General features: G+C 55.1%; 22 protein-coding genes. 11 read left to right on the top strand and 11 right to left on the bottom strand.

Annotation, left to right across the window (positions count from 1 at the left end):
- The 3 genes from ABMV07_RS03415 to ABMV07_RS03405 all read right to left on the bottom strand — a co-directional run bounded on the left by ABMV07_RS03415 (position 1) and on the right by ABMV07_RS03405 (position 2,742).
- Positions 1-1,257, bottom strand: a complete 1,257-nt coding sequence (locus ABMV07_RS03415) for a hydrogenase small subunit (protein WP_197691829.1) — start codon at positions 1,255-1,257, stop codon at positions 1-3.
- Between the two features lie 303 nt (positions 1,258-1,560).
- Positions 1,561-2,319, bottom strand: a complete 759-nt coding sequence (gene hypB, locus ABMV07_RS03410; protein WP_197691830.1) for a hydrogenase nickel incorporation protein HypB — start codon at positions 2,317-2,319, stop codon at positions 1,561-1,563.
- A 12-nt stretch (positions 2,320-2,331) separates the two neighbouring features.
- On the bottom strand, positions 2,332-2,742 hold the full coding sequence (locus tag ABMV07_RS03405; protein WP_234914501.1) for a hydrogenase maturation nickel metallochaperone HypA: 411 nt from the start codon (positions 2,740-2,742) through the stop codon (positions 2,332-2,334).
- Here ABMV07_RS03405 and hypF point away from each other — a divergent pair.
- Positions 2,683-4,917 carry a carbamoyltransferase HypF gene (gene hypF / locus ABMV07_RS03400; protein WP_374064865.1) on the top strand — a complete coding sequence of 745 codons (2,235 nt, stop codon included), beginning with the start codon at positions 2,683-2,685 and terminating at the stop codon, positions 4,915-4,917. The genes ABMV07_RS03405 and hypF overlap by 60 nt on opposite strands.
- Positions 4,918-4,925: 8 nt before the next feature.
- On the opposite strand, the gene hypE is transcribed toward hypF, so the two are convergent.
- Positions 4,926-5,996, bottom strand: a complete 1,071-nt coding sequence (hypE, locus tag ABMV07_RS03395) for a hydrogenase expression/formation protein HypE (protein WP_371891240.1) — start codon at positions 5,994-5,996, stop codon at positions 4,926-4,928.
- Positions 5,997-6,053: 57 nt separating this feature from the next.
- Between hypE and ABMV07_RS03390 the strand changes: the two genes are divergently transcribed.
- Both ABMV07_RS03390 and hypD read left to right on the top strand, forming a co-directional pair.
- Entirely contained in the window at positions 6,054-6,311 is a 258-nt protein-coding gene (locus tag ABMV07_RS03390) for a HypC/HybG/HupF family hydrogenase formation chaperone (protein WP_004567055.1), read from the top strand.
- A complete protein-coding gene (hypD, locus tag ABMV07_RS03385) occupies positions 6,311-7,426 on the top strand; it encodes a hydrogenase formation protein HypD (RefSeq protein ID WP_088268104.1) in 1,116 nt (371 codons plus the stop codon). The genes ABMV07_RS03390 and hypD overlap by 1 nt, the downstream gene beginning before the upstream one ends.
- Here hypD and ABMV07_RS03380 read toward each other — a convergent pair.
- The 6 genes from ABMV07_RS03380 to ABMV07_RS03355 form a co-directional block, all read right to left on the bottom strand.
- Complete coding sequence (locus ABMV07_RS03380) at positions 7,418-7,879, bottom strand: YdcF family protein (RefSeq protein ID WP_088268103.1); 462 nt, start codon at positions 7,877-7,879, stop codon at positions 7,418-7,420. The two genes, hypD and ABMV07_RS03380, sit on opposite strands and share 9 nt — an antisense overlap.
- A 4-nt stretch (positions 7,880-7,883) precedes the next feature.
- A complete protein-coding gene (gene purE / locus ABMV07_RS03375) occupies positions 7,884-8,384 on the bottom strand; it encodes a 5-(carboxyamino)imidazole ribonucleotide mutase (protein WP_088268102.1) in 501 nt (166 codons plus the stop codon).
- Positions 8,384-9,538: a 5-(carboxyamino)imidazole ribonucleotide synthase gene (locus tag ABMV07_RS03370; RefSeq protein ID WP_199325398.1), complete on the bottom strand. Its 1,155-nt coding sequence runs from the start codon at positions 9,536-9,538 to the stop codon at positions 8,384-8,386. The genes purE and ABMV07_RS03370 overlap by 1 nt, the downstream gene beginning before the upstream one ends.
- 105 nt (positions 9,539-9,643) lie before the next feature.
- Positions 9,644-10,108 (bottom strand): hypothetical protein, encoded by a 465-nt coding sequence (locus tag ABMV07_RS03365; protein ID WP_088268100.1) that lies wholly within the window; start codon positions 10,106-10,108, stop codon positions 9,644-9,646.
- Complete coding sequence (locus tag ABMV07_RS03360; protein ID WP_197691835.1) at positions 10,109-10,909, bottom strand: biotin--[acetyl-CoA-carboxylase] ligase; 801 nt, start codon at positions 10,907-10,909, stop codon at positions 10,109-10,111.
- Positions 10,910-11,045: 136 nt separating this feature from the next.
- Positions 11,046-12,587: an IS1634 family transposase gene (locus ABMV07_RS03355; protein WP_374064146.1), complete on the bottom strand. Its 1,542-nt coding sequence runs from the start codon at positions 12,585-12,587 to the stop codon at positions 11,046-11,048.
- A gap of 234 nt (positions 12,588-12,821) precedes the next feature.
- On the opposite strand from ABMV07_RS03355, the gene ABMV07_RS03350 reads away from it, so the two are divergent.
- From ABMV07_RS03350 to ABMV07_RS03315, 8 genes are all read left to right on the top strand, one after another.
- The gene (locus tag ABMV07_RS03350; RefSeq protein WP_088268098.1) at positions 12,822-14,453 is read left to right on the top strand and encodes an acyl-CoA carboxylase subunit beta; all 1,632 of its coding nucleotides are present in this window, start codon (positions 12,822-12,824) and stop codon (positions 14,451-14,453) included.
- 799 nt (positions 14,454-15,252) lie between these two features.
- Positions 15,253-16,602 (top strand): IS256-like element IS1132 family transposase, encoded by a 1,350-nt coding sequence (locus ABMV07_RS03345; protein WP_374063848.1) that lies wholly within the window; start codon positions 15,253-15,255, stop codon positions 16,600-16,602.
- Positions 16,603-17,083: 481 nt separating this feature from the next.
- Entirely contained in the window at positions 17,084-18,715 is a 1,632-nt protein-coding gene (locus ABMV07_RS03340; protein WP_374064864.1) for an acyl-CoA carboxylase subunit beta, read from the top strand.
- 95 nt (positions 18,716-18,810) lie between these two features.
- Positions 18,811-19,071 carry an acyl-CoA carboxylase subunit epsilon gene (locus ABMV07_RS03335; RefSeq protein WP_088266478.1) on the top strand — a complete coding sequence of 87 codons (261 nt, stop codon included), beginning with the start codon at positions 18,811-18,813 and terminating at the stop codon, positions 19,069-19,071.
- Positions 19,072-19,461: 390 nt separating this feature from the next.
- The gene (locus ABMV07_RS03330; RefSeq protein WP_088267085.1) at positions 19,462-20,517 is read left to right on the top strand and encodes a substrate-binding domain-containing protein; all 1,056 of its coding nucleotides are present in this window, start codon (positions 19,462-19,464) and stop codon (positions 20,515-20,517) included.
- A gap of 144 nt (positions 20,518-20,661) precedes the next feature.
- A complete protein-coding gene (locus ABMV07_RS03325) occupies positions 20,662-21,567 on the top strand; it encodes a ribokinase (RefSeq protein WP_088267084.1) in 906 nt (301 codons plus the stop codon).
- 18 nt (positions 21,568-21,585) lie between these two features.
- A complete protein-coding gene (locus ABMV07_RS03320) occupies positions 21,586-22,182 on the top strand; it encodes a Maf family protein (protein WP_088267083.1) in 597 nt (198 codons plus the stop codon).
- Between the two features lies 1 nt (position 22,183).
- Positions 22,184-22,612, top strand: a complete 429-nt coding sequence (locus tag ABMV07_RS03315) for a DUF3151 domain-containing protein (RefSeq protein WP_196977538.1) — start codon at positions 22,184-22,186, stop codon at positions 22,610-22,612.
- Here the strand turns inward: ABMV07_RS03315 and ABMV07_RS03310 are convergent.
- A complete protein-coding gene (locus tag ABMV07_RS03310) occupies positions 22,609-24,726 on the bottom strand; it encodes an acyltransferase family protein (RefSeq protein ID WP_088267081.1) in 2,118 nt (705 codons plus the stop codon). The two genes, ABMV07_RS03315 and ABMV07_RS03310, sit on opposite strands and share 4 nt — an antisense overlap.
- Positions 24,727-24,771: the final 45 nt, after the last annotated feature.

The following is a 24,771-nucleotide window of genomic DNA, read 5'->3' as shown; positions in this document are numbered from 1 at the left end:
TTACGCCTCCTCGTTCTTGCTAGATGCTGATTGTCCGTGCTTATCGGCGCCTCCATCACCATTACCAGCGGCGTTGACTGTGGAGAACGGCAGTGCAACAGGCCCTGGTCCGTCACCGAAGGCAGCTAGAGCAACGTCGTTTTCGCGGCTGAGCCGGTTTTCTTTTTGCGAGCGCAGCGCGGTAATGCCGCCGTGGACCGCCACGCCTGCTGCGGCTGCGCCCATGAGGCCCAGTCCGATCTTCTCAGTTGTCGATTCGATACCAATGCCTTTGATATCGGGCAGTACTGAGTAAAACGGCGTGAATTTATCAAAGAAGTCTTTTTCCGTGCAGCCGATACATGGGTGACCTGCACCGATAGGCCAGCCGGCTTTCATATTCCACTGAATGATCGGGCATGGGCTGAATGTGGATGGGCCCTTACAACCGACTTCGTAGAGGCACCAACCGTTTTTAGCGCCGTCGTCATCAAAGGAGCGCACGAACTGGCCGGCATCGTAGTGTGCACGACGTGGACAGGAATCGTGAATACGCTGGTCGTAGGCGAAAAGCGGGCGGCCTTCGGCATCCACCTTTGGTGCTTCACCGTGGGTAAGAATGTAGGTGATGGTGGCGGTAATAACCTCGCCAATTGGTGGGCAACCGGATACGTTGATCACGGGTTTATCAGTAATGATGTCCTCTACGCCTACCGCACCTGTGGGGTTGGGCTTGGCGGCCTGAACAGAACCATAGACTGCGCATGCACCGACAGCGAGCACCGCCGTAGCGTTTTCTGCTGCCTCGCGCAGTACCTGCTCAGCGGACTTTCCACCGATGGTGCAATACACGCCGTTTTCATTCAGCGGTACAGAACCGTTGACTACCAAGATATGTGGCTCATGGGAGACTTCTTCGAGCGCTTTTTCAGCTGCTTCGCCGGAGGCCGCCATGACCAGCTCGTTGTAGTTCAAGGAGAGCAGCCCCAAGACCATGTCTTCTACGGTGGTGCCACCGGATCGCAGTACCGATTCCATGCAGCCGGTGCACTCTTGCAGCTGTAACCATGCAACATTGGGTTTGGTTACGGCACCGAGTTTTTTAGCGATCTCCTCGGCGCTAGATTTCAGCTCTTCTGACCGCGCACTAATGGGAGCACCAAAGGTAAACACTGCAGCTAATCCGCTACAGAGCTTCATAAAATCACGGCGACTAACACCACGACGTTCTAGGTTTTCCTGGAGGGTTTCCCCTTGCCAGCCGGTGTCAACGTTCATAACAGCAGCCCCTCCTCGGGGGTAGTAACCAATACACCCAGTGCCCTGTTCAGCACTAACGTAAATGCGGCACTTTTCACTGAAAGAATATCAGTTCACCTGCATTTTTAACATTCCCACCGATAGCTCTCACGGTATAACGCGCGTGAGATTTTTAGTCTGTGCCGCAGCCTTCGTATCCACCTGCGATTCTTAGTTTGCACACCGTTTTTCACAACTAAATTGTGTCGAAAATACAAAGGGCGGGCACACCCACTTTGTGGGGTAGCCTCACCCTAAGAGATCAGATGACTTACTAGCCCATTACGCCCCGACCAACCATTCAATCCAGCCGTCGAGTCCCTCATCTGTCTTGGCAGAAACTTCAAACACTCTGGCATCGGGATTGACTTGGCGCAGATTCTTCATAAAAAGCTCCATATCAAAGTCCAGATACGGCAGCAAGTCGATCTTGTTAATCACGACTGCATCCACGCTGCGGAACATCACAGGGTACTTCAGAGGCTTATCTTCCCCCTCCGTGACCGAGTAGATCATCGCTTTACTGTGCTCACCGACTTCAAATTCCGCAGGACACACCAAGTTGCCAACGTTTTCGATGAGCACCACGTCAAGGGTGTCAAGGTCTAGGCCACGAAGCGCACGGCTCACCATAGGGGCATCGAGGTGGCACTCTCCACCAAAACCATTGCCAGTATTCAGCAATGAAATCTGAGCGCCAAAGCCAGTGAGACGATCTGCGTCCAGGGAAGTTTCAATGTCGCCTTCAACAACACCTACGCGCACTTTTCCTTCTGCAGCTCGCAATACATGCTGCAGCACCGTGGTTTTCCCTGCACCAGGCGAGCCCATGATGTTGATACAACGCACCTGGTGGGCGTCGAAAAGCCCCTTGTTATCCGCAGCGCAGTGGTCGTTTTCGTGGAAAATATCCTCCAGGACCTCAATGCGCTCCCGCCCAGTTTCGTAGCCGGAGTGATCCCCCACATCATGCGAATGACCGTGGCGATCATGGTCGTGAGAATGCACCGTACCGTCGTCGTGGCGATGAAAACGCCCCATGAAAAACTCCTCCTAGGATTGCTCGACTTCTATGTCCATAACTGTGAACTCTTCCCCACTGATTACCTCAGCGGGCGCACCACAAGTGGCACAGCTAAACTTCAGTTCCCCATCGTCAGTGATATGCCCGTCAGGGCAGCGCAGCCGCAGGGGCACCGAAGTGGTTTCTAACACCGCGCCGTCGAGAGGCGTTCCCTTGATAACAAAACCCCACGCGTACTCCAAGGTTTCGGGGACCACCTGACGCAACACGCCAATACGCACACGTACGACAAGAACACGGCGGCCTTGCGCTGCCCGATCGACAGCACGCGCCAACTGAGAACTTAACGCTACTTCATGCACAAGCACTAGCCTAGAACTATGTTGCGCACTCGATACCTGATCAGGGGTGTAGTTCAGGGGGTAGGCTTTCGCCCCCATGTTGCCATTATCGCCGCCCGTCATCGCATAACTGGCTTGTGTGGCAACAACGATCTTGAGGTGTTTGTCGAGGCCCAAGCCATATCCGAGGATATTCTCGACGCATTCATTTCCGACGTGCTCACCACCCTCCCGCCACTCGCACACGTGGTATCCGTCACGCAGTCATCATGCCCACCGATCAGCCATGAAACAGACTTCCGCATCGTCGCATCCGAGCATATTCCCGGCGCGCGTACCCTCATCCCACCTGACGTAGCCACGTGCCCTGATTGTTTGGCGGATATGGCGGATCCGAACAATCGACGTTTTCGCTACCCTTTTACAACGTGTACTCATTGTGGACCGCGTTTGAGCATCATTGAAGACCTTCCCTATGACCGACCGCTGACAACAATGAAGCTTTTCCCCATGTGTCCGCAGTGCACCAAGGAGTATTCCGATCCGCACGATCGCCGCTATCATGCGCAGCCAATTAGCTGCCATGATTGCGGCCCGTCGTTGTGGGTAGAGGCTACTGAAACGCCTGGCAGGCCACCGCTACGCTTGCGTGTCGACGACCCCATCGCTTACTGCCGTGACTCTATCTCTAGGGGAAAGATTGTAGCCGTTAAGGGCCTAGGCGGATTCCATCTCATGTGCGACGCAACCAATAGCGAGGTGCTGCACACGCTACGCGAACGTAAGCATCGCCCCACAAAACCGCTGGCCGTTATGATTCCCGATGTGAAAAAAGCTCGTGAGCTAGCCAGATTAGATGCCGATACCACGGCAGCGCTTACTGATCCCGCGCATCCCATCGTTTTAGTGCCCACGACAAGCAAGCAACGCCTCAAACTCAGCCCACTTATTGCTCCAGGCTTGGACTGTGTAGGACTCGTGCTGCCCTATACACCACTGCATACGCTCTTGGTTGACTCCCCTGTCGTAGCGACTTCTGCTAATAACTCCGGCGAGCCCCTATGTTGGGAAAATGACGCAGCACGCGAAAATCTGACTCATCTTGCCGATGTTTTCCTCATGCACGACCGCCCGATCCATATTCCTGTTGAAGATTCTGTGGTCGTTCCGAGCGCACACGGCATTGTTCCCATTAGACGATCGCGGGGGTTTGCCCCACTGCCACTTACAATTCCCACTTTTGCCGAAGCTGGCCAACCGGCACTGAGCACGCTCGCAGTCGGTGGAGAATTAAAAAACACTTTTACCCTTGCTCACGAAGACTACGCACATATTTCTAGCCACATTGGGGATATGGGATCGTGGCCAAGCCAGCAGGCGTTCCATCGCAGTATCAATCAGATGTTGAGTATTCAACGAACCCGGCCTGACCTGCTGGTCTGCGATCTACATCCAAGCTATGCCACCACCGCTTGGGCACAGCGCTATAGCGAATCCAACGACATTCCGCTTGTTCAGGTCCAGCATCATGAAGCCCATGCGATGGCGCTTCTTGCTGAACACCGCGCATGTGATACACCAGCGGTCATTCTGGCCGCAGACGGCACCGGCTATGGGCACGACAATACGATCTGGGGCGGCGAACTTCTTTCCTATCATCCTGATACTGGATTCGAGCGCACGTGGCACGTCCCCACCTTTGAACTTGTTGGTGGCGACCACGCTATTCAGCAGCCGTGGCGGATCGCAGCAGGCATCGCGCATGCATGGGGTCTGGACTGGGATTGTGGGAAAGAATCGACGATTCTTTCCCACACATCTGCGGCAGAGATCGAACTAGTAGAAAGTCAGTTGTCGTCTGGCTTTGGCGTGGTGCGTACAAGTTCGCTGGGCCGCGTGTTTGATGCTGCGGCTGCAGTCGTGGGGATTCGCCCGCCGAGTTTTGAGGCGGAGTCCGCCATGTTGTTCGAGGCTGCGGCTAGAAATTGCGAGAAACGAGAATCAGAGGCGACGTCGTTTCCGGAGGCATTTGCGGAACTTCTTGAAACTCGAAACCCGTGGACGTTTCATCATGCGGTGGCGCAGATTCTTCAGCACCACATCGATGAGGCCGCAGCCGGCATGAGTACTGGTCTTACTGGTGGATGCGCATTGAATCAACTGTTGTCGAGCATGCTGCGCGTTGATATGCGTCATCAAATCGTGCCACCCAATGATGGCGGGTTGAGCCTCGGCCAGGCGGTGCTGGGACGCTGGGCTGTGCGCACCGCCTAGCACTTCTTCTAACAGATTCGGGGTAGCGGGTCACCGACCAGCATGTCCACCATGCGGGAACCGCCAAAACCGGTGCGCAGGACGACGGATGCTGCGGGTTGTTCCACGATCTGGCCGATACAGCTGGCTTCGGGGATGGTTGCCAGTGCGGTATCGACTTGATCTGCTGGCACGATTGCTACGAAAGTTCCTTCGTTGGCTACGTACATGGGATCGATGCCGAGCATGTCGCAGGCGGCTCGGGTCATGTCACGAACTGGCAGGGGGTCGTTGAGGGCTACGCCTAGGCCGGTGGCACGGGCGAGTTCGTTCATCACGGTGGCGAGTCCGCCTCGGGTAGCGTCGCGCATCCAGCGTGGGGTCACACCAGCAGCGTAGAGAGCTTCAACTTGGCCGTTCACGCTGCGGGTATCGGATTCGATAGGGGCAGTAATGGCGAGATCGCCACGTGCCATCATGACAGCCATGCCGTGGTCTGCGATGGGACCAGAAACGATAATGGCATCGCCTATTTGGGGGTCAGCACTGGCGCGTCCTTCGGGGATAACACCCACTCCGGCTGTGGTGATGTATAACTTGTCGCAGGTGCCTTTGGGGACGACCTTGGTATCACCTGTCACGATGTTTACGCCAGCTGTTTTTGCAGCGGTATGCATGTCGGCGACGATGCGTTTGAGAGTCGCGATTTCTAGGCCTTCTTCGAGGATGAAGGCTGCGGAGATCATCGTGGGGATCGCGCCGGAGACGGCGAGGTCATTGATTGTTCCGTTAACAGCGAGGTCACCGATGCTTCCGCCTGGGAATTCGATGGGGTTGACTACATAGGAATCGGTGGAAAATGCGAGGGTTCCACCAGCCACATCTGTGGGTACTACGGCGGCGTCGCCACGCATCTCAAGGTGATCGTTGCCGTATCCAGAGTAGAATACGTTTTCTACCAAAGCGGCAGAGGCTTTTCCGCCGGCGCCGTGCTGAAGCGTGACTTTGTCGTCTGTGAATCGAAATGGTCGGGCGCGTACGCGATCGATGTTGATATTTACCTTGTGTTCGTCGTCGTTTAGTCGATTCTTGGGTTCCATCGATTGTTTCCTTGGTAGTGTTTTCTAGCGGTATTGAAGGATATGAGGAGTAAATCTATGTGCCTTGGGGTGCCCGCCCAAATTGCGGAAATTCATGACTCTACGAGAGCTACTGTAAGCATGAGTGGCGTCTCGCGCATGGTTTCCACCGATCTTCTTGCCGAAACAATTGATGTAGGCGACTGGGTTTTGATCCATGTGGGTTTTGCACTGAGCAAGATTGACGAGGATGAGGCGGCAGTGACGCTTCAACAAATTAAGCAGCTGGGCGGCTTTGATGAGGAGCTGCAATCTTTTGAGTCATCGGAGATTTGATGAAGTACATAGATGAGTTCCGCGATCCTGAAGCTGCCAAAGCACTTCTGAATCGTATCGAAAAAGACGCGGCCCAGCTTGGTGAGATCTCGCTCATGGAGATCTGCGGTGGGCACACGCACACGATCTATCGCTATGGCTTGGAAAATCTCCTCCCCGACAACATCGACCTCGTCCATGGACCAGGTTGCCCTGTGTGCGTTATCCCCATGGGACGCGTCGACGATGCCTTGTGGTTGGCCTCCCAACCCAACGTCATCTTGACCACCTTCGGCGACATGATGCGCGTTCCTGGTTCTACCGGTTCGCTTCTCGACGCCCGCGCGAACGGCGCCGACGTCCGCTTCGTGTACTCGCCTCTCGACGCCCTCAAAGTTGCCAAAGATAATCCCTCCAAAATGGTGGTGTTTTTCGCCGTAGGTTTTGAAACGACTGCCCCGTCGACTGCTGTAACACTCGAGGCGGCCAAAGGCGAGAATGTGACCAACTTTGCGGTGTTTAGCAACCATGTGACCATCGAGCCACCTCTACGCGTTTTGGTCAACGACACCAAAGTCGATGGCTTTATCGGTCCAGGCCACGTGGCAACCATCGTCGGAACTGACACGTTTAAGTTTCTCCCCGAAGAATTTAACAAGCCCGTTGTCATCGCAGGATTCGAGCCTCTCGACGTCCTCCAAACCGTCGACATACTACTGCAACAATTCCTACGCGGAACCTCCGAAGCAGGAAATCAATACGCCCGCGTTGTGCGCCCCGAGGGCAACACCGCAGCGCTCAACTTGATGTCGCGAGTATTCCGTGTCCGCGACACCTTTGAATGGCGTGGCCTTGGCTGGATCCCCAACTCTGGCCTCGGAATCGCTGATGAGTATGCCCAATGGGATGCAGAAAAGCTTTTCGACGTCCCCGGCCGCCGAATCCCCGACCCCGTCGCCTGCGAGTGCGGCTCCGTTTTGACCGGAAAAATCAAGCCGTGGCAATGCCGCGTCTTTGGCACCGCCTGCACCCCGCAAACCCCCATCGGAACGTGCATGGTATCCCCCGAAGGCGCCTGCGCTGCTTATTATAACTTCGGACGTATCAACCGTGAGGAGGCCGCGGCGCTACGCTAGGAGGCGTCGCCACGCAATACGCAACAGCGAGTGCGGCAACGCGAAGCACTCGCGCACAAAATTATTGACTCGAAATGGCGGCTTAGTCACTGCCGAGCTCACGCGAACAGGCACCCCGAGATGACGTGCCCACGCTAGGGTACGCAGCTTATGAAAATCGCTGGTAACTACCAGCCACTCCGCGGTATCCGGCAACAACGCGTGAGCTTTTTCTAGGTTTTCGTTGGTGCTGGTTGCCTCCGATTCCACAATCAGGCGACGATAATCCACCCCGTGACGAATCAACCAATCATCCATCACGTAGGCCTCCCCCTTCCCAGAAACAACAATAGGCCCCGTAGTGTGCCAAGACAGCTCAAGCGCATGCTCAAGCCGCCAGCGCAACACGTGGCCTGGCTGGGCTCCTTTTACTTTGGAGCCCAAGACAAGAATCGTCGATTCCTTCCGGAACAAAAACTTACTCGCCGATCAATTTCTTCTTGAGGTTGGCGTCTTTGCGCTCAACTTCTTCCCGCATGTTTTCTTGATAATCAGCCATCTTGGTTACTAGTTCTGGGTCACCTGCGCCAAGAATTCGTGCGGCCAACAGTCCTGCGTTTTTAGCGCCTCCAATGGAGACGGTGGCAACGGGGACTCCGCCTGGCATTTGGACGATGGAGAGCAGGGAGTCCATGCCATCGAGTTCTTTGAGGGCACGTGGGATTCCGATGACTGGTAGCGGGGTGGCTGCTGCGACCATGCCAGGTAGGTGTGCAGCACCGCCGGCGCAGGCAATGATGCATTTCAGACCGCGCTCATGTGCGGTTTTTGCGTATGCCAGCATTTTATCTGGGGTTCGGTGTGCAGAAACTACTCCCACTTCGAATGGGATGCCGAATTCGGCGAGGACTTCAGCTGCAGGTTCAACGGTGGGCCAGTCGGAATCGGAGCCCATGATGAGGCCTACGAGTGGTGTCATTATTGTTCCTTCCATTCGGCGTGAACGAGGTAGTGGGCGGCGTTTTCAGCTGCGGTTTTCAATTCTTCTACATCTGTGCCGGCCATGTTGACGTGGCCGATTTTTCGGCCTGGGCGATGGTCTTTGCCATACATGTGGATTTTCGCTTCTGGGTAACGCTTCCACACGTCGATCATGCGCTGTGGCATGGGGGTTTCGGGGTCTTGTGCCGCACCCAAAACGTTGGCCATAACGGTGTAGTTTTGCAGCGTTGCGGTCGATCCTAGAGGTAGGTCGAGTACAGCTCGGATGTGTTGTTCGAACTGGTCTGTTACGCAGCCATCTTGGGTCCAGTGGCCGGTGTTATGCGGGCGCATGGCTAGTTCGTTAACAAAGATTCCCTCGGGGGTTTCAAATAGTTCGACTGCTAGGTTGCCGGTCACGCCTAGTTCGGTGGCGATGGTGATGGCTACGTTTTCGGCTTGTTCTTTCAGCTCTAGGGAGAGCTCGGGGGCGGGTGCGATAGCAAACCAGCAGATGCCATCTTTTTGGATGGATTCTACGACTGGCCAGCCTTTTACCTCACCGGAGGGGGTGCGGGCAACCATGGCCGATAGCTCGCGTACAAGGTTTACTTTGTGCTCGGCCATCAGTGGAGTTCCGGCAGCGAGAAGTTCGGAGACAAGGTTGGTGAGCTCTTCGAGGGTATCGGGGAACCACACGCCTTTTCCGTCGTAGCCGCCGCGGCGGGCTTTCAGGCAGACTGCGCCGTCAACGGTGTTCCAGAATGCGGTGGCGTCTTCTACGCTATCGATGTCTGCGAATGCTGGAACTGGGGCGCCGAGTTCTGATAGGCGCTGACGCATCACAAGTTTATCTTGGGCGTTTACTAATGCTGCTGGTCGCGGTTGGACGTTGATGCCTTCAGCGATCAAGGTTTCTAGGTGCTGGTTGGGCACGTGTTCGTGATCGAATGTGACAGCATGTGCGCCTTCGGTGACGCGGCGGAGATCGTCGAGGTTGGTGTAATCTCCCAGTACCACGTCGGTGGCTACTTGCACTGCAGACGCGTTGGGGGCGCCCGCGAGGATGCGTACCGATTGTCCTAACTCGATAGCTGCGGTATGCATCATTCGTGCCAATTGACCGTCGCCGATCACGCACAGAATTGGCATGTCTGTCGCGTGGGCTGCTGGATTACCGTTGCTGTGAGTCACGGGTAACTACTATAGCGTGCACCCCCTACCCCACCCCATGCCGGTTATAACCAGACATGGGGGTCAGTGCCAGCCGATATGTTGCTCTATTTCGTTGACTACATATTTAGCCTTGGCAACATTGGGCAGGTGTATGGGGCGGGAATAACCAGCAACGGCCAAGAATATGTTTTTTCTTTTGCGGCTCACGTGACGCACAGCGTGAAAGGGAATAGATTCTTTAGCCCCCATAAGCCCAGGTGCCCGTAGGATCAGGCGTCGATCGGTCACGATCACACGTTCTTTCCGTGCACGAACAACGGGCAGTACGAATCTCCAGCAGATTAGGGCAGCCCATAGAAACACCACGCCGTTGCGCATGGTGGGGTCACTGTTATCGTCTACCGCCAGGCTGTCGAGAAATCCAATACCCATCCAGCACAGGCCGGTAATAAGGAGCAGTTCACACACGGGTAGCACGAGGCTAGTCAGGGGCGTGGTGACGTCGACGCGAACTTCTTCCCCCTGCTGTAATCGAATTCCTGCCACTTATTTATCCTGAAGACGCAGATGGGTCACGTCGCCAACCATGAACTCGTGCAGTGTTCCTGCAGCATCGCGCACGCAAATGAGCCCTTCATCGGTGACAGATTCGGCTACACCAAGCAACTCTTTGTCCTCCGATAGCACCACGCGTACATCCGCGCCTATCGACGTACACGCCTTGCGGTAGTGACCCATCAACGAGGGGTCGCCGGCAATCCATTGATTCAATCGACGATGCAAAGCATTGAGCACATCTACTGCCAGTTGGTTGCGCTCATAGGCAATACCTTCAAGGTCCAAGCTCGTGGCGTGTGCGACAGGCAGCTCTTTTTTGGTCAGTGCGGTATTGAGTCCTAGGCCTATAACCACAGCGGGATGATCGCCAAGACTTACAGCCTCTGCCAAGATGCCGCAGAGCTTGCGGCCGTCGCACAGCAGGTCGTTGGGCCATTTGAGGCCGATGCGGGGGTCGGCGCCGAGGACGTCGACAAGCGCTAATCCAGTAGCCAGTGGCATGGTTCCTAGTCGGGAGACTGATTCTTTACGAGGTCGTATGAGAACCGACAGCGTGAGTTGCGCTCCTACTGGGGATTCGTATTTGCGCCCCATGCGTCCGCGGCCTTGCGACTGGTGCTCGGTAAGAAATGCTGTCCACTCCGGTGCCCCAGCATGCGCTGCAGCCACGAGATCCGTGTTGGTCGACCCCGTTGCCATTGTGTGCTCAAGACGGTTGTAGGGGCCGTTTTCTACAAGCTGTTCACGAAGCCAAGCAACGTCCAAGGGTGCGCGGGAATCAGAAGACACGGGGGAAGTCATTCTTTAGATAATAGTCGTTGCTGCAAAAAGGTGGGCATGCCGGCTGCCAGCGATCTTTGGAGAGAAATTTTTTAATTTTTCTACACGCCGAACGTTTTTGTATTGAAACCTGACTTGGCTCAATTTAGTCAGACGGTTGGGGCAGCTTTTCGGTGAGTTCGCGGATGTCAGCGGGCAGGTCGGTTTGTGCATGGAGGGTCTGGCCTGCGATTTCGACGGTAAACGTCCGGTATTTCTTCAGGGTTCGCACTAATCGCTTCAACGACAGGCCCGTGGCTTGTTCCAACACGTGGCCTGTGGCCATCGCGGCCATCACAATGGTTAGGTGTGCGTGGATGGAGTCTTCTTTACGGTGATAAATCGGTCGGGCTTTCAGGTCTGATTTCGCCATTCGGAACGATTTCTCGATCGTGAACAGGCGCCGGTAGGCACCGATGACTTCCTGGGGTTTTAAGTCTGTGCGTGAGGTCTCGTATCCTTTAATCCCGGCCAGGGTTAGGTGCTTGTTGGCTAGGGTGTGGTTGACCTGCTTATTCGGGGCCTTGAGGTTGACGTATCGATTCCGCTTGACGGGTATCTTTCCGTCAACAGCACGCTGGGCTTTATCTAGTTGTTCGCCGATGCCGCGCCTTGTGCGCCGAGCCCTATCGTAGGAATACTGGTAATAGGTCACTGCCTGCGGTTTGCCGCTGGTGCGGCGTTTGTCGCTGTGGTGACGGTGGGTCCAGATGTGTCCGTCGTCGTAGTCGGTGTAGCTGCGCCCTTCCGCTGCATCTAGCCAGGCTTTAATTGGTTCTGGGATTTCGCGTTCTTTCGTGCCCAGAATGTAGTCCAACCCGGCATCGATAATCGCGGTCTTGTTGGCGGCTGAAAACATGCCAGCATCAGCAACAATCGTGATGTCGTCAAGGTGGTAGGCGTCTTTAAGACGCAGGATCATTGGCAACATGGTGTGCGTTTCCGCACGATTGCCTTCAAACGCGCCGATCGCCAAGGGCAAGCCGGTGGAGTCGGTGAGCATCCCGACAGTGATCTGGGGTTCGAGTCGGCGTTCTTTACTAAACCCGGGTTTGCGTAGCTCGTCGGGCACGTCAGTTTCAAAATACAAGGTTGTCACATCGTAGAGAACCATCACACCAGGACCAATGGCCGCGTGTGTGGCTAGCGCGTGGGTTATCTGGTCGCGGAAGTCTTTGTCGGCATACCGCGGAAGGTAGCGCTTTATAGTCGCGTATGAAGCCGAGGCCACGCCGACTTCTGCCAGAGTTTCAATGGAATCAAACTTGGAACCCGGCGAGATAATACGGGCTTGGACCAGGTTGAAAAACACCTCGTCCTTGCCGCTTGCCGTATCCAGGCCAAGGAGTTGGAAGGCCCCGCGAATCGCGTCTAGGAGAAGACCTGCGCGTTCACCGGATACCGTGACGGGATTATCAACCGTGCCTGTTCCAGACACAGCAACCGCAGAAGGCAACACTTTGAGGTCAAGTGAAATTTGCTCGCCATCGACAAGCCGCTGAGCCTTGACCATCAGCGCTGCGAGATCGTGGTCGGTATGGGCGGAGCCGACGTGTTCGATTTCAGGTTTGCGGTTGCGGTACCGCCAGATGATTTGAACAGCGGTCGCACCCGACGCCGTCGGGACCCGGCGGATACTCGGTGACATATTCAACAGCCTACCGGCACCCCCACCGCTACCCGCTTAGTCAGACAAAACCCGCACTCTGATACCCAACCCCACAGGCAGAAACGTCAATATGAAATACAACACACCAAAATGAGCCAAGTCAGGTGGGCATGCCGGCTGCCAGCGATCTTTGGAGAGAAATTTTTTAATTTTTCTACACGCCGAACGTTTTTGTATTGAAAACTAACCATTGAGGCGCTATCCTCTCCAAACATGACCATTTCCTCATCTTTTATCGACGTGGACGCCCTACACCACCCAAGCACCACCGCAGGCAAGATCGCCGACTTCAAGGCACGGCGCGCTGAAGCCAACACACCGATGGGCGAAACGGCACTCAACAAAGTGCGCGGACAAGGCCGAATGACAGCACGCGAACGCCTCGATTTCCTCCTCGACGAAGGCTCCTTCATCGAAACCGACCAGCTCGCACGACACCGCACCCACGACTTCGGCCTCTACGGCAAGCGCCCCGTCACCGACGGAATCGTCACCGGCTGGGGCACCATCGACGGCCGCGAAGTATGCATCTTCTCCCAAGACGGCACCGTATTCGGCGGCGCCCTCGGCGAGGTCTACGGCGAAAAAATGATCAAAATTATGGAACTCGCCATCACAACCGGCCGCCCCCTCATCGGCCTCTACGAAGGCGCCGGCGCCCGCATCCAAGACGGCGCAATCTCCCTCGACATGATCGCTCGCACCTTCTACCACAACATCAACGCCTCCGGAGTTGTCCCCCAAATCTCCGTCATCATGGGCGCCTGCGCGGGAGGAAATGCCTATTCCCCAGCACTCACCGACTTCGTGGTAATGGTCGACCAGACCTCCAAAATGTTCGTCACCGGCCCCGACGTGATCAAAACCGTCACCGGCGAAATGATCACCCAAGAAGAACTCGGCGGCGCCTCCGCCCACATGACCGCAGCAGGCAACAGCCACTACACCGCCTCATGCGACGAAGACGCCCTCGAATTCGTCCAAGAGCTCGTCGGATTCCTGCCCTCCAACAATCGCAGCATGGCACCTCGTGAAAACTACGACCGCGAAGACGGCAGCATAGACGACAACCTCACCCCCGACGATCTTCGCCTCGACCATATCATCCCCGACTCCCCCGCTAGCCCCTACGACGTACGCGACATCATCGAATCCCTCACCGACGACGGCGACTACCTTGAGATTCAAGCCGACCGCGCCGAAAACGTCGTCATCGCATTCGGCCGCATCGAGGGCGAATCCATCGGCTTTGTATCCAACCAACCCACACAACTCGCCGGATGCCTCGACATCGACGCCTCCGAAAAAGCAGCACGATTCATCCGCACCTGCGATGCCTTCAACATCCCCGTCATCATGCTTGTCGACGTCCCAGGCTTCCTCCCAGGCGCCGGACAAGAACATAACGGCATCCTGCGCCGCGGCGCCAAACTCCTCTACGCCTACGGCGAAGCCACAGTGCCAAAGATTACCGTCATCATGCGCAAAGCCTACGGCGGAGCCTACTGCGTGATGGGATCCAAGGGACTCGGTGCCGACGTCAATCTCGCCTGGCCCACCGCCCAAATCGCCGTCATGGGCGCCGCAGGAGCAGTGGGATTTCTACACCGCAAAGAACTAGCTAAGGCTGTAGAAAACGACGAAGATGTTTTCGCCCTCACCCAAGCCTTCGAGCAAGAATACGAAAACCACATGCTCAACCCCTACATGGCCGCCGAACGCGGGCTTATCGACGCAGTCATCCTCCCCAGCGAAACCCGCGGACACATTTCCCGCAACCTCCGCCTACTGCGCAACAAGCACATGCAACGCCCCGCCCGCAAACACGGCAACATCCCACTCTAAAAGCGTGGCACTGGTGCGATTACTCGAAGTGAGCGTAGCGCGAGATAAAAATGTGGCTGCCCCGCCTAGGTTTGAAAGCGACAACCACAGCCTTCTTATTCGCAAAGTAACTGCTATCGCCTAACAACCAATCGCATTAAACTGGCCTAGATTGCCCATTGTCAATGAGTAATCTAGGCCAGTTTTCTCTACTGAGAAACGTAGAAATTCGATTTAGCGGTTGAAGAACTTCATGACCATTGGCATCCGGCCCAGTCGAACCAAGGCCGCCTAGAGCTGCAGCAAGAATACCGAAAATTTGAAGTTGGAGCTCCCCTCTGACTTCCGAGATTCCTCGCCAGCGCCCCTAGTTCTTCTTTTCATCTTTTCCTTACCGGCCCTATTTCCAGCTTAACTATCGGTGGAATTATCTTTACCAGCTTCAGCCTGATTCTTGTCAGCCTTGGCAGCCTCATCAATGATGCACTGTTAAGCCTTCATCTGATCAGCAACAGGCTATGCAGACAAAAGAGTATTTTTGTTTGCTTCAAGAACTTGCTCAGCCAGCGCAGGAGTATCTATAGCCTCTTCCAACTCCTGCTGCAACTTTTGATATCTGAACCATTTGATATGTCTTCAATTACAGCAATTGCAGCATCTTGATGAGCTTTTGACAGAACAGCCTTAGCCCGATCGAGCAAACGCTGCGCGTCAGTAACCATCACCAACGCGTTAATGAATTTTTGGTCCAATTTTCTCGAAGAGAGGGTGTCAGGTGTTTTGTGTGTGAGGCTCTGATCCAGAAGGAGTTTCACTGATAATGACTACCGTGTCACCGAGGAAAGGTCATGACCCGAACAGGGTCAACGAGATCAGCGCTAAGCTGATGGAAAATCCGGAAATCGCCGAACTGATCGGCGAGTTGTCGACTTCCACCGATGATGCCAGCGACCTGGTCAAAGGTCTTTTGCAGGCATCGATCAACGCTGGTCTGCAGGCTGAAATGGACGCGCATCTAGGATACGCGCACTCTGATCGTACGGCGAAAGCCCAGCTGGGCACCCCGGATGGTGGCAATCACCGCAACGGGTCGTACACCAAAACCGTCAACTCTGGCTACGGCACCTTTGATGTGACTATGCCCCGGGATCGAGCTGGCACGTTTACGCCGCGGATGCTGCCTAAAGGCACCCGCCGTCTGACGGAGCTTGATGACATGATCATCTCCCTGTACGCCGGTGGGATGACCGTGCGCGATATTTGCCACCACCTCGCCACCACCCTCGGGGTGGATATGAGCCCAGATACGATCAGCACCATTACCGACGCGGTGTTAGAAGAGGTCATGATCTGGCAAAACCGCCAGCTCGACGAGTTCTACCCAGTGATCTTCCTCGACGCGCTGCGAGTGAAGATCCGCGATGGCCACCGCGTGGTCAACAAGTCTTGCTACATGGCGGTAGGCGTCGACATGGACGGCATCAAGCACATCCTGGGATTGTGGATCGCAGACAATGAAGGCGCCAGTTTTTGGGCATCCGTGTGCGCTGACCTTGCCAACCGTGGGGTCCAAGACGTGTTCATCGTCTGCTGCGACGGGCTCAAAGGCCTGCCGGAAGCCGTGGAGGCAACCTGGCCGAATTCCATGGTGCAGACCTGTATCGTGCACCTGATCCGGGCGGCCAACAGGTGGGTGTCCTACCAAGACCGCAAACCCGTATCAAGTGCGCTACGGGAGGTCTACACCGCACCGACCGAGGACACCGCCCGCGCCGCCCTGGACGCATTCGAGGCCAGTGAACTGGGCCGTAAATACCCGCAATCGGTCAAAGTCTGGCGCGACGCCTGGGACCGGTTTGTGCCATTTTTGCAGTTCCCGCCTGCGGCACGGCGGGTACTCTACACCACGAATTCGATCGAATCGCTGAATGCTGAGCTGCGGAAAGCCACCCGCAACCGCGGCCAGTTCCCGAACGATACCGCCGCACTAAAGACACTGTGGCTGATGATCTGCAACATCGAGGACAAGCGCGCTGCCCAGCGAGCGAAGAAAGCGAAGCGCGCCATCGAATGCAACGGCTATATTGAAGGAGCGAAAGCCACCGGGTGGAAACAAGCCATCAACCAACTAGCCGTGGCTTACCCCGACCGATTCGCGGACTACTTGTAAACCAAGCCCCCGCACACAAACAATCGGACACTCTCCTCGAAGAGCTTCATTCAACAATGAAGCCTCATCTTTTAGATGGGTTAACAGAATCTAAAGACCACTTCGCCACTTCCGCCGCAGCTATTGCCTAGTTAAGCTCACATGTCGATCGCACTATATCAAGATCCGCACCAGCTACAGCAATAACAGATAATGTAGTGGATGCAGAAACAACTCATCCCAAAGTCTCCACCAATAGAACAAGATCTTCACTCTATATTGAGGATTTGCCAGACCACCCGAAATCACTATAGGTGTGCTTTCCTACAGCAAACCCCATCTAAGGACACCACCCACTCCCCCCACTCAAAGCAATATCTGCATGTCAACCTCTCCCAAGAGCAAATCATCTACCCCCAAATGCAAAGTTTTTTTGCTGTGGATTCGACAAAATTATCAAACAGTTCACAAGTTTTTGCCCCAGCCCCTACACTATTGTGTCATGACTGCCGCAACGATTAACGACGCAGGGGCACAGACCCCCGACCTGACAACGACCGCAGGCAAGCTTGCGGATCTTCGTGCACGTATTGCAGAAACCCAGGCTCCTATGGGTCCTGCATCCATCGAAAAAGTTCATGCAAAGGGTAAGAAGACCGCTCGTGAACGTATCGAATACCTCTTGGATGAGGGTTCTTTCGTTGAGGTTGACGCTCTCGCCCGTCACCGCTCTAAGAACTTCGGACTTGATGCCAAGCGCCCTGTTACCGATGGCGTGGTCACCGGCTACGGCACTATCGACGGTCGCAAGGTCTGTGTCTTCTCCCAAGACGGCGCAGTGTTTGGCGGTGCTCTTGGCGAGGTCTACGGCGAGAAAATCGTTAAAATCATGGATCTTGCCATTAAGACTGGCGTTCCACTGATCGGTATTAATGAAGGCGCCGGCGCCCGTATTCAAGAGGGCGTTGTGTCCCTTGGCCTTTATTCCAAGATCTTCTACCGCAACACCCTTGCGTCTGGCGTGATCCCACAGATTTCGCTCATCATGGGCGCTTGCACAGGCGGCCACGTTTACTCGCCTGCTCTCACCGACTTCATCATCATGGTGGACAAGACTTCCAAGATGTTCATCACGGGCCCAGACGTGATCAAGACAGTCACCGGCGAGGAAGTCACCCAAGAAGAGCTCGGTGGTGCACACACCCACATGGCAACCTCCGGTACCTCGCACTACACCGCTTCGGACGACGCAGATGCTCTCGACTGGGTTCGCGACTTGGTGGGCTACCTGCCTTCTAACAACCGCGCTGAAGCTCCTCGCGAGCAAACAGAGATCATGGTCGGATCTATTAAGGAGAACATCACTGACTCCGACCTCGAGCTCGACACCATTATTCCCGACTCCCCTAACCAGCCATATGACATGAAGGACGTGATTACTCGCGTTCTCGACGATGGCGATTTCTTCGAGATCCAGGAAAACTACGCGGGCAATATCATTGTCGGATTCGGTCGTGTCGAAGGCCGCAGCGTCGGCGTTGTTGCTAACCAACCCACCGAATTCGCTGGCTGCCTAGACATCAAGGCCGTTGAGAAGGCTGCCCGCTTCATCCGCACCTGCGATGCGTTCAACGTTCCTATTATTGAGTTCGTTGACGTCCCAGGCTTCTTGCCAGGCACGAGCCAAGAGTACGACGGAATCATTCGCCGTGGTGCCAAGCTCCTCTACGCCTACTCTGAAGCAACCGTCGGCAAGATCACTGTGATTACCCGCAAGTCTTACGGTGGCGCTTACTGCGTGATGGGTTCGAAGGACATGGGCGCCGACCTCGTCTTGGCATGGCCAACCGCACAGATTGCCGTCATGGGTGCTGCCGGAGCCGTAGGATTCATTTATCGCAAGGAAATCAAGGCCGCTGCCGCCGAGGGCAAGGACATGCTCGCTGTGGCTAAGGAATACGAGCGCGAGTACGAAGAAACCTTGGTTAACCCTTACATGGCAGCCGAGCGTGGTTACGTCGACGCCGTTATTCCACCAAGCGAAACCCGTGGTCAGATCATTGAAGGGCTACGCCTCTTGGACCGCAAGGTTGTTAACGTTCCTGCGAAGAAGCACGGCAACATCCCGCTGTAATCGGTCGCAGTTACGTTTTCTACCTCACCTCTCGCAGTCTAGGTGAGGTAAAATGGCTCGCATCCATCTTCCACATAGTCTGAAATAGGTTTGACATGTCTGACTCCGTATCTGACGCACAAGCACAGTCAACGCCAGAAGGCGCACAGCAAAAGCCGATTCTGCGTGTTGTTAAAGGCAACCCCGATCCAACACAAGTAGCTACCTTGACGGCTCTTTTTGCGTCCATGGCAGACAATGCCGCACGGCAAACCAAGCAAGAGCGCGAACGCAACTTGTGGGGAAATGTGGAAGAGCGCCTTCAGCGCCCCACTACCTATAACCCCACCGCGTTTAGGAACGTGAGTTTCTTCTAAGGCGACTTGCGTCGTTGGTTTTAAAAGGGCTTGGTCCACCCCTCACCATGGGGGTGCACCAAGCCCTTTTTGCATACTAAATACGACTTTTTAAAGCATTCCTTATGCAATTTACACAACGATTCCACACCTAGAACATTAGTAAATACGGTAAAGAACAAAACAAAAATAATAGCTTTTTAGCGTTCGATAAAATAAATAAAACTGCGGGTAGAAACCACATTCTACCCGCAGAAAATTTGCTAGTTCCCAATAAAATCTATTCCATATTTGATATGCCATTATAACACCCGTCACTAAGAGTTTCTCAATCTTGACTTAAAAACAGCAACCTCAGTAGATTCAAAATTAATAATAAGTACGCAAACGTTTGCAGAAAAGTAGGTACGCATGAGTGACATCTCTCAACCAACAGTTGAGAACGAAGAGAAATCACCTACATGGCGCAGACGGCGACAAAGCATCACGCTGAAAGACATTGCCGCCGACACTGGCTTGTCTATCAGTACCGTGTCGCGCGCACTGGCCCGTAACCCCGTTATCCCCGAATCAACCCGTAGCATCGTCGAAGAAGCAGCTGGAAGGCTCAACTACCGGCCAAATGCTCAGGCAAAGGCACTCCGCAGCCAAAAGTCCAACACCATTGGCATTGTCTTGCCAAATATCCGCAACCCTTACTTCAACCAGCTAGCATCAGCTATTCAAGAAGCCGCAAGCCTTAAGGGCTACTGCTGCATGATGGCAAATTCGGCAGAATCGCCAGAGCTCATTAACAGTGCTTTGGATATTCTCAACAGCCAGCAGGTTGACGGCATCATCGTAGTCCCCCACATTCAGTCTGCTCACCGCATCACCGCCATTGCAGAACAAGGCACGCCCATCGTTGCGGCTGACCGAACAGTCACCCACAGTGCCGTTCCGTCTGTCACCTCTGATCCACTGCCAGCGATGAAAGAGGCGCTGCGAACGCTAAGCCAGAACCTAGGGGCGTCGATAGGCTACCTTGCCGGACCACAAGATACGTCGACAGGCAGGGAGCGCCTCGAAGCGATCACGTCGATCAAGAGCGAACTGGGAATTCCTTCCCCCGACGTTTATTTTGGCAGCTACTCCAGCGAGGCCGGTTTTGCGGGCACACACGAGCTCCTTAACCGCGGAGTCAATAGCATTTTGACCGGCGACATCATGATGACAGTCGGCGCGATTCAAGCAATCTACGCTCGCGGACTGCGCATCGGTGAGGACGTAGCGCTCATTGGCTACGACAACACCCCAGCATTTATACTCCAAAAACAACCCATTACCACTATTGACCAGCAGGTTGATGACATGGGCCAGCGAGCATTCGACATGCTCTACTCGCATATGAATCATGGCGAACGAGCAGCATCGTGTGTCATTCCTACGACACTTGCGCTGCGCGCTTCACACTCGTTGGCGGTGTAGCACTTCTCACCTCCACGGCAGAAATCCAGCCACCGGCCATAATTTTCCTTAATAATGGTGAACAAGTACTTCCCAAGGACTGTTCAAGCCCTTGATGTAGACGGTGGCTGTCACGCTGCTGTGGAAAGGAGAGACTGAAAAAGTATGTCCTCATCAATGACTGTTGTTGGTTCGATCAACGCTGATGTCAGCATCCAAGTAGCACGACATCCCAGCCCAGGCGAAACCATCCTTGGCCACGACTCCATCATCAGCCCAGGTGGCAAAGGCGCAAACCAAGCTGTTGCCGCCGCGCTGCAAGGTGCAACTGTGTCGTTCGTCGGCGCGGTTGGAAACGACACCTACGCCGACCACGCCCTGAAAATCCTGCGAACTTCTGGGGTCAACTTAGACGCAGTGGAGGCAATCGACGGCAATACCGGCGTTGCTTATATTCAAGTTTCTGACGACGGCGAAAACAGCATCATCGTTATCCCCGGCGCGAACTCACATGTCACCGCAAACTACGTGGAACACCATCGTAAGCCCATCGAGGAAGCCGACATCGTTCTCTTGCAAGGTGAGATCCCCGCCGATGGCTTCAGCGCTGCAGTGCAAGCAGCTCGTGGCACAGTGGTAGTCAACCTTGCGCCAGTGATCGCCGTCGACCGTGACTGCCTCCTGCGCGCGGATCCGCTGATGGCTAACGAGCATGAGGCTGCGTTGATTCTGGAACAACTCGGCGCTCCTGTAACCAGCGAGGATCCCCACGTTCTCATCGAAGCGTTGCGTTCTCAAGGTTTTGCCTCTGTGGTGCTGACCATCGGCGAGCATGGGGCTTTGGTTGCCGATGCTTCTGGCATTACGCCAATTGCCACCCCGCATGTAACGGCTGTCGATACCACGGGCGCTGGGGATGCTTTCGCAGGTGCATTCGTGGCTCGCCGATTGCAGGGCGACTCGCTTGTCGACGCCGCCACGTTCGCAGCCCGCGTCGGAGCTTTCTGTGTTCAGGGTCGCGGGGCGCAAGCTTCTTATCCTTCGATCTCCGATACGCTACCTGCGGTGTAGCGCCTACTATAGGTGAGCATGAATATCGTGCTCGCCTCATCTTCCCCATCACGACTCTCAATTCTGCGTAGTGCCGGCGTTGAGCCGTTAGTATTCCCCGCAGATGTTGATGAAGATGCTCTGCTTGAGTCACTTGCAGAACATAGGCCTGTTGATAAAGTCGCCGCTTTGGCTCAGGCCAAGGCTGAGGCGATTGCAGAAAGCTACCCCGACGATGTTGTAATTGGCGGTGATTCCATGTTGCTTCTCGACGGCGTATTGCAAGGAAAACCCCATACCATAGAGAAGACTATTGAGCGGTGGAAACAACAGCGCGGCAAAACTGCTGAGCTTATTACCGGCCACTGTGTGATTACTCCACGTGGTCGCCATGTAGAAACCTCCACTACGACTGTCTCGTTTGCACACGCCCATGATGCCGACATTGAGACTTATGCGCGCACTGGTGAACCGTTGCAGTGCGCGGGTGCTTTTACACTCGAGGCCATCGGTGGTTGGTTTATCGACTCGATTACCGGCGATCCATCCAGCGTGATCGGACTATCGTTGCCAGTGGTGCGTCGTGCGTTATACGCGGCAGGCTACAACGTCAGCGAATTCTGGAACAATAACTGATATGACAGCTTTTAACGATATGCTCGCTCCCCCACCCGTTCAGCTTCCGCAAGACCCAGCGCTTGACGGCATCGATCTCGAAGCAGTCACTGCTACGACCGCCCTTGATCACCCCGAAAGCCCGTCCGTGTGGGCACAACTTGCACACAAAGCACTTGCAACAGCGCACAGTGATGAGCAACGGGCCATCGCCTACGCCTATGCACGAACCGCCTACCACCGCAGCCTCGATCGCCTCCGCGCCAACGGTTGGAAAGGTTGGGGGCCAGTGCCATTTGCACACGAGCCAAACCAAGGCGTGCTGCGTGCTATTGCCGCGCTTGCCTTAGCCTCACAAAAAATTGGCGACACCGCCGAATACGAGCGATGCCGCCAGATGCTTCTCGACGCCGACCAGAGCTGCGTCGATACGCTGCTTCCACCAGCCTAAAGCTGGGAGACCACTGGTTCCATCTTCTCCCACAACAGTGGGACAAGACTCAACGCGTAGGCATCGGAAATGTGGTTGCCATCGCGATAAACATAGATATTGCCGATCACACCGGGGCAAAAACCATTCGGGCAGAACCAGTCGGCGGTGTCAATAGAGATCATCGTCTTGGACTTCAAAAAACGCGCCGCGGGATCTACAGGAGAATAAATTTCCTCCCGCGGCTTACCGCATTCCGTCACACTGCCACCGCTTGCGATGCACTGCGACAGCGGCCACGCTTGGCCATCTTTATCCAAGAACCACGGATTATCCCGCAAACCAATAAACGGAATCTTTTCCTTTTCCAACACCGCCCACAGCGTGCGATAGCTTTCTGGAACCTCGTCCAAACCGCGCAGCTTCTCCAGCAACGGACGCGTGGAATTAGAAATCACCAAATCAGGCTTATCCCTACGGACCTTCTCCAGCATGACCTTGTTAAAAGTCGCACAGTCATCGCTAAATACACCGTCTTCTTCCGTGGCAAACGCTGGACAACCCTGACGCACAATCGGAATAATCTTCAGACCATGATCGCGACCGATCTGATCCAACGCAGCCATCCACTGCTCCGCATGGGAACCACCGATCACATAGGCAACCTTCTTGGCATTCTTGTCGCCATAAACACAATATTCCTCGCCGAAGTTGTCGTTCGCGATCTTCGTGGGGTCGTCGTCAAGCTCCGACATGCAGCCGTCCGTCCACGCTGGCGACAAACTATTAGCCAAAACATAGGGATCCGGCGCAAACTTCACCTGCGGCACACGCCCGCCAACCAACGCCATCGCCCCCGGATACAGCGCCGGATCCAGCTGAGTCTTCGACAGCGCTTGTACTTCCTTTTGCCATACGGAAGGAATCCACAATGCTGTCCCGCACAGCGCAAGAACCACTACGCCGGCGAGCGCACGCGTAGCCCCCGTCGCCTTACGCAACGTCGCTGCCGCACTACGTACTCGACGCGCTTGGCGTTCGGGGCGTTTGGCATGCTGTTTGAAAGGTTCCTCGATGAGCTTGTGCGTCAGGTGCGCCAAAACGACCGACACCGCAATCACCGAGAGACCGAGTCCAGTACCTGGACGATCGAGCCCAAGATAAATCGTGGACATAATCAACAGCGGCCAGTGCCACAGGTACAACGGGTACGCGATCGAACCAAGCCACAACATGAAACGGCTCTTCATCCAACCAGCACGGTGGCCTTGCCCAAGGATGACCATTGCAGCGCCGCCCAGAGGATATAAAGCGCCAGGACCTGGGAATACTTGGGCGCCGTCGAAAAGCAGGCCGGTGGTCAACACCATCGCTAGGCCTAGGTATGTCAACACCACACCGACGACGCGACTGACCCGAATCTTATCGGCGTACAACACAAGTACCGCGCCGAGCGTCAGCTCCCACACACGCGACCAGGTGGAATAATAATTCAGCGATTGATCCACCGGATGCAAGTACACCGCATAGCTAAACGACGCCACCGTCACCGCGATCAGCGGAATACCGGCCAAATGACGCACCCGCTCGGCTTCATGGCCGCGTCGACGCCGCAGCTTCAACACCACAGATACAAACAGGGCGAACGCAATCGCCGCCAGATAAAACTGTCCCTGCACAGACATCGACCACAGATGCTGCAACGGACTGACCACACTGGAGGCTGCACCATAGGCAGAGCCCTGCGCACTTAACTCCCAGTTTTGGTAATACCCCACGCTAGCCAGCACCTGATCCGCAACATTTGTGGTGCGAAGCTCGGGGATCGCTGACTCAATAATCAGCACCGTAGACATCAGCACCACCATGAGTGCTGGAAGGAGTCGACGAATCGTTCGCCACAACGGCCACCACGGGTTCAAGCTGGCATTCGGTTTAGCGGCATAACGCAGCTGCGAACCAAGGAAAAAATAGCCCGACAGCAAGAGGAAAACATCCACGCCACCCGACACACGGCCCACAAACACGTGGAATATGACCACGAATGCAATAGCAATACCGCGTAGACCATCAAGGTCGTAGCGGTATTTAGTAGTCGAAGGCCTAGAAGATTGTTGAGTTTTAGGTTGCGGCACCGGAAATCTCGCGTCTTAGAATCGATCGTTGTGTAGAAATAACCT

It is taken from the genome of Corynebacterium belfantii (assembly GCF_041898185.1).
In the GTDB taxonomy this organism is placed as follows: domain Bacteria; phylum Actinomycetota; class Actinomycetes; order Mycobacteriales; family Mycobacteriaceae; genus Corynebacterium; species Corynebacterium belfantii.
This window is presented reverse-complemented; position numbering and strand designations above follow the sequence as displayed.

What these genes read in the sequence shown, in the direction of transcription:
- ABMV07_RS03335 (WP_088266478.1), top strand. Translation starts at nt 18,811, where the DNA reads ATGTCTGACTCCGTATCTGACGCACAAGCACAGTCAACGCCAGAAGGC.
- hypF (WP_374064865.1), top strand. Translation starts at nt 2,683, where the DNA reads ATGTTGCGCACTCGATACCTGATCAGGGGTGTAGTTCAGGGGGTAGGC.
- hypE (WP_371891240.1), bottom strand. Translation starts at nt 5,996, where the DNA reads ATGGAACCCAAGAATCGACTAAACGACGACGAACACAAGGTAAATATC.
- ABMV07_RS03405 (WP_234914501.1), bottom strand. Translation starts at nt 2,742, where the DNA reads ATGGGGGCGAAAGCCTACCCCCTGAACTACACCCCTGATCAGGTATCG.
- ABMV07_RS03355 (WP_374064146.1), bottom strand. Translation starts at nt 12,587, where the DNA reads ATGTCACCGAGTATCCGCCGGGTCCCGACGGCGTCGGGTGCGACCGCT.
- ABMV07_RS03320 (WP_088267083.1), top strand. Translation starts at nt 21,586, where the DNA reads ATGAATATCGTGCTCGCCTCATCTTCCCCATCACGACTCTCAATTCTG.
- ABMV07_RS03315 (WP_196977538.1), top strand. Translation starts at nt 22,184, where the DNA reads ATGACAGCTTTTAACGATATGCTCGCTCCCCCACCCGTTCAGCTTCCG.
- ABMV07_RS03390 (WP_004567055.1), top strand. Translation starts at nt 6,054, where the DNA reads ATGTGCCTTGGGGTGCCCGCCCAAATTGCGGAAATTCATGACTCTACG.
- ABMV07_RS03370 (WP_199325398.1), bottom strand. Translation starts at nt 9,538, where the DNA reads ATGCCAATTCTGTGCGTGATCGGCGACGGTCAATTGGCACGAATGATG.
- ABMV07_RS03330 (WP_088267085.1), top strand. Translation starts at nt 19,462, where the DNA reads ATGAGTGACATCTCTCAACCAACAGTTGAGAACGAAGAGAAATCACCT.
- ABMV07_RS03340 (WP_374064864.1), top strand. Translation starts at nt 17,084, where the DNA reads ATGACTGCCGCAACGATTAACGACGCAGGGGCACAGACCCCCGACCTG.
- purE (WP_088268102.1), bottom strand. Translation starts at nt 8,384, where the DNA reads ATGACACCACTCGTAGGCCTCATCATGGGCTCCGATTCCGACTGGCCC.
- ABMV07_RS03345 (WP_374063848.1), top strand. Translation starts at nt 15,253, where the DNA reads ATGACTACCGTGTCACCGAGGAAAGGTCATGACCCGAACAGGGTCAAC.
- hypB (WP_197691830.1), bottom strand. Translation starts at nt 2,319, where the DNA reads ATGGGGCGTTTTCATCGCCACGACGACGGTACGGTGCATTCTCACGAC.
- ABMV07_RS03415 (WP_197691829.1), bottom strand. Translation starts at nt 1,257, where the DNA reads ATGAACGTTGACACCGGCTGGCAAGGGGAAACCCTCCAGGAAAACCTA.
- ABMV07_RS03325 (WP_088267084.1), top strand. Translation starts at nt 20,662, where the DNA reads ATGTCCTCATCAATGACTGTTGTTGGTTCGATCAACGCTGATGTCAGC.
- ABMV07_RS03350 (WP_088268098.1), top strand. Translation starts at nt 12,822, where the DNA reads ATGACCATTTCCTCATCTTTTATCGACGTGGACGCCCTACACCACCCA.
- hypD (WP_088268104.1), top strand. Translation starts at nt 6,311, where the DNA reads ATGAAGTACATAGATGAGTTCCGCGATCCTGAAGCTGCCAAAGCACTT.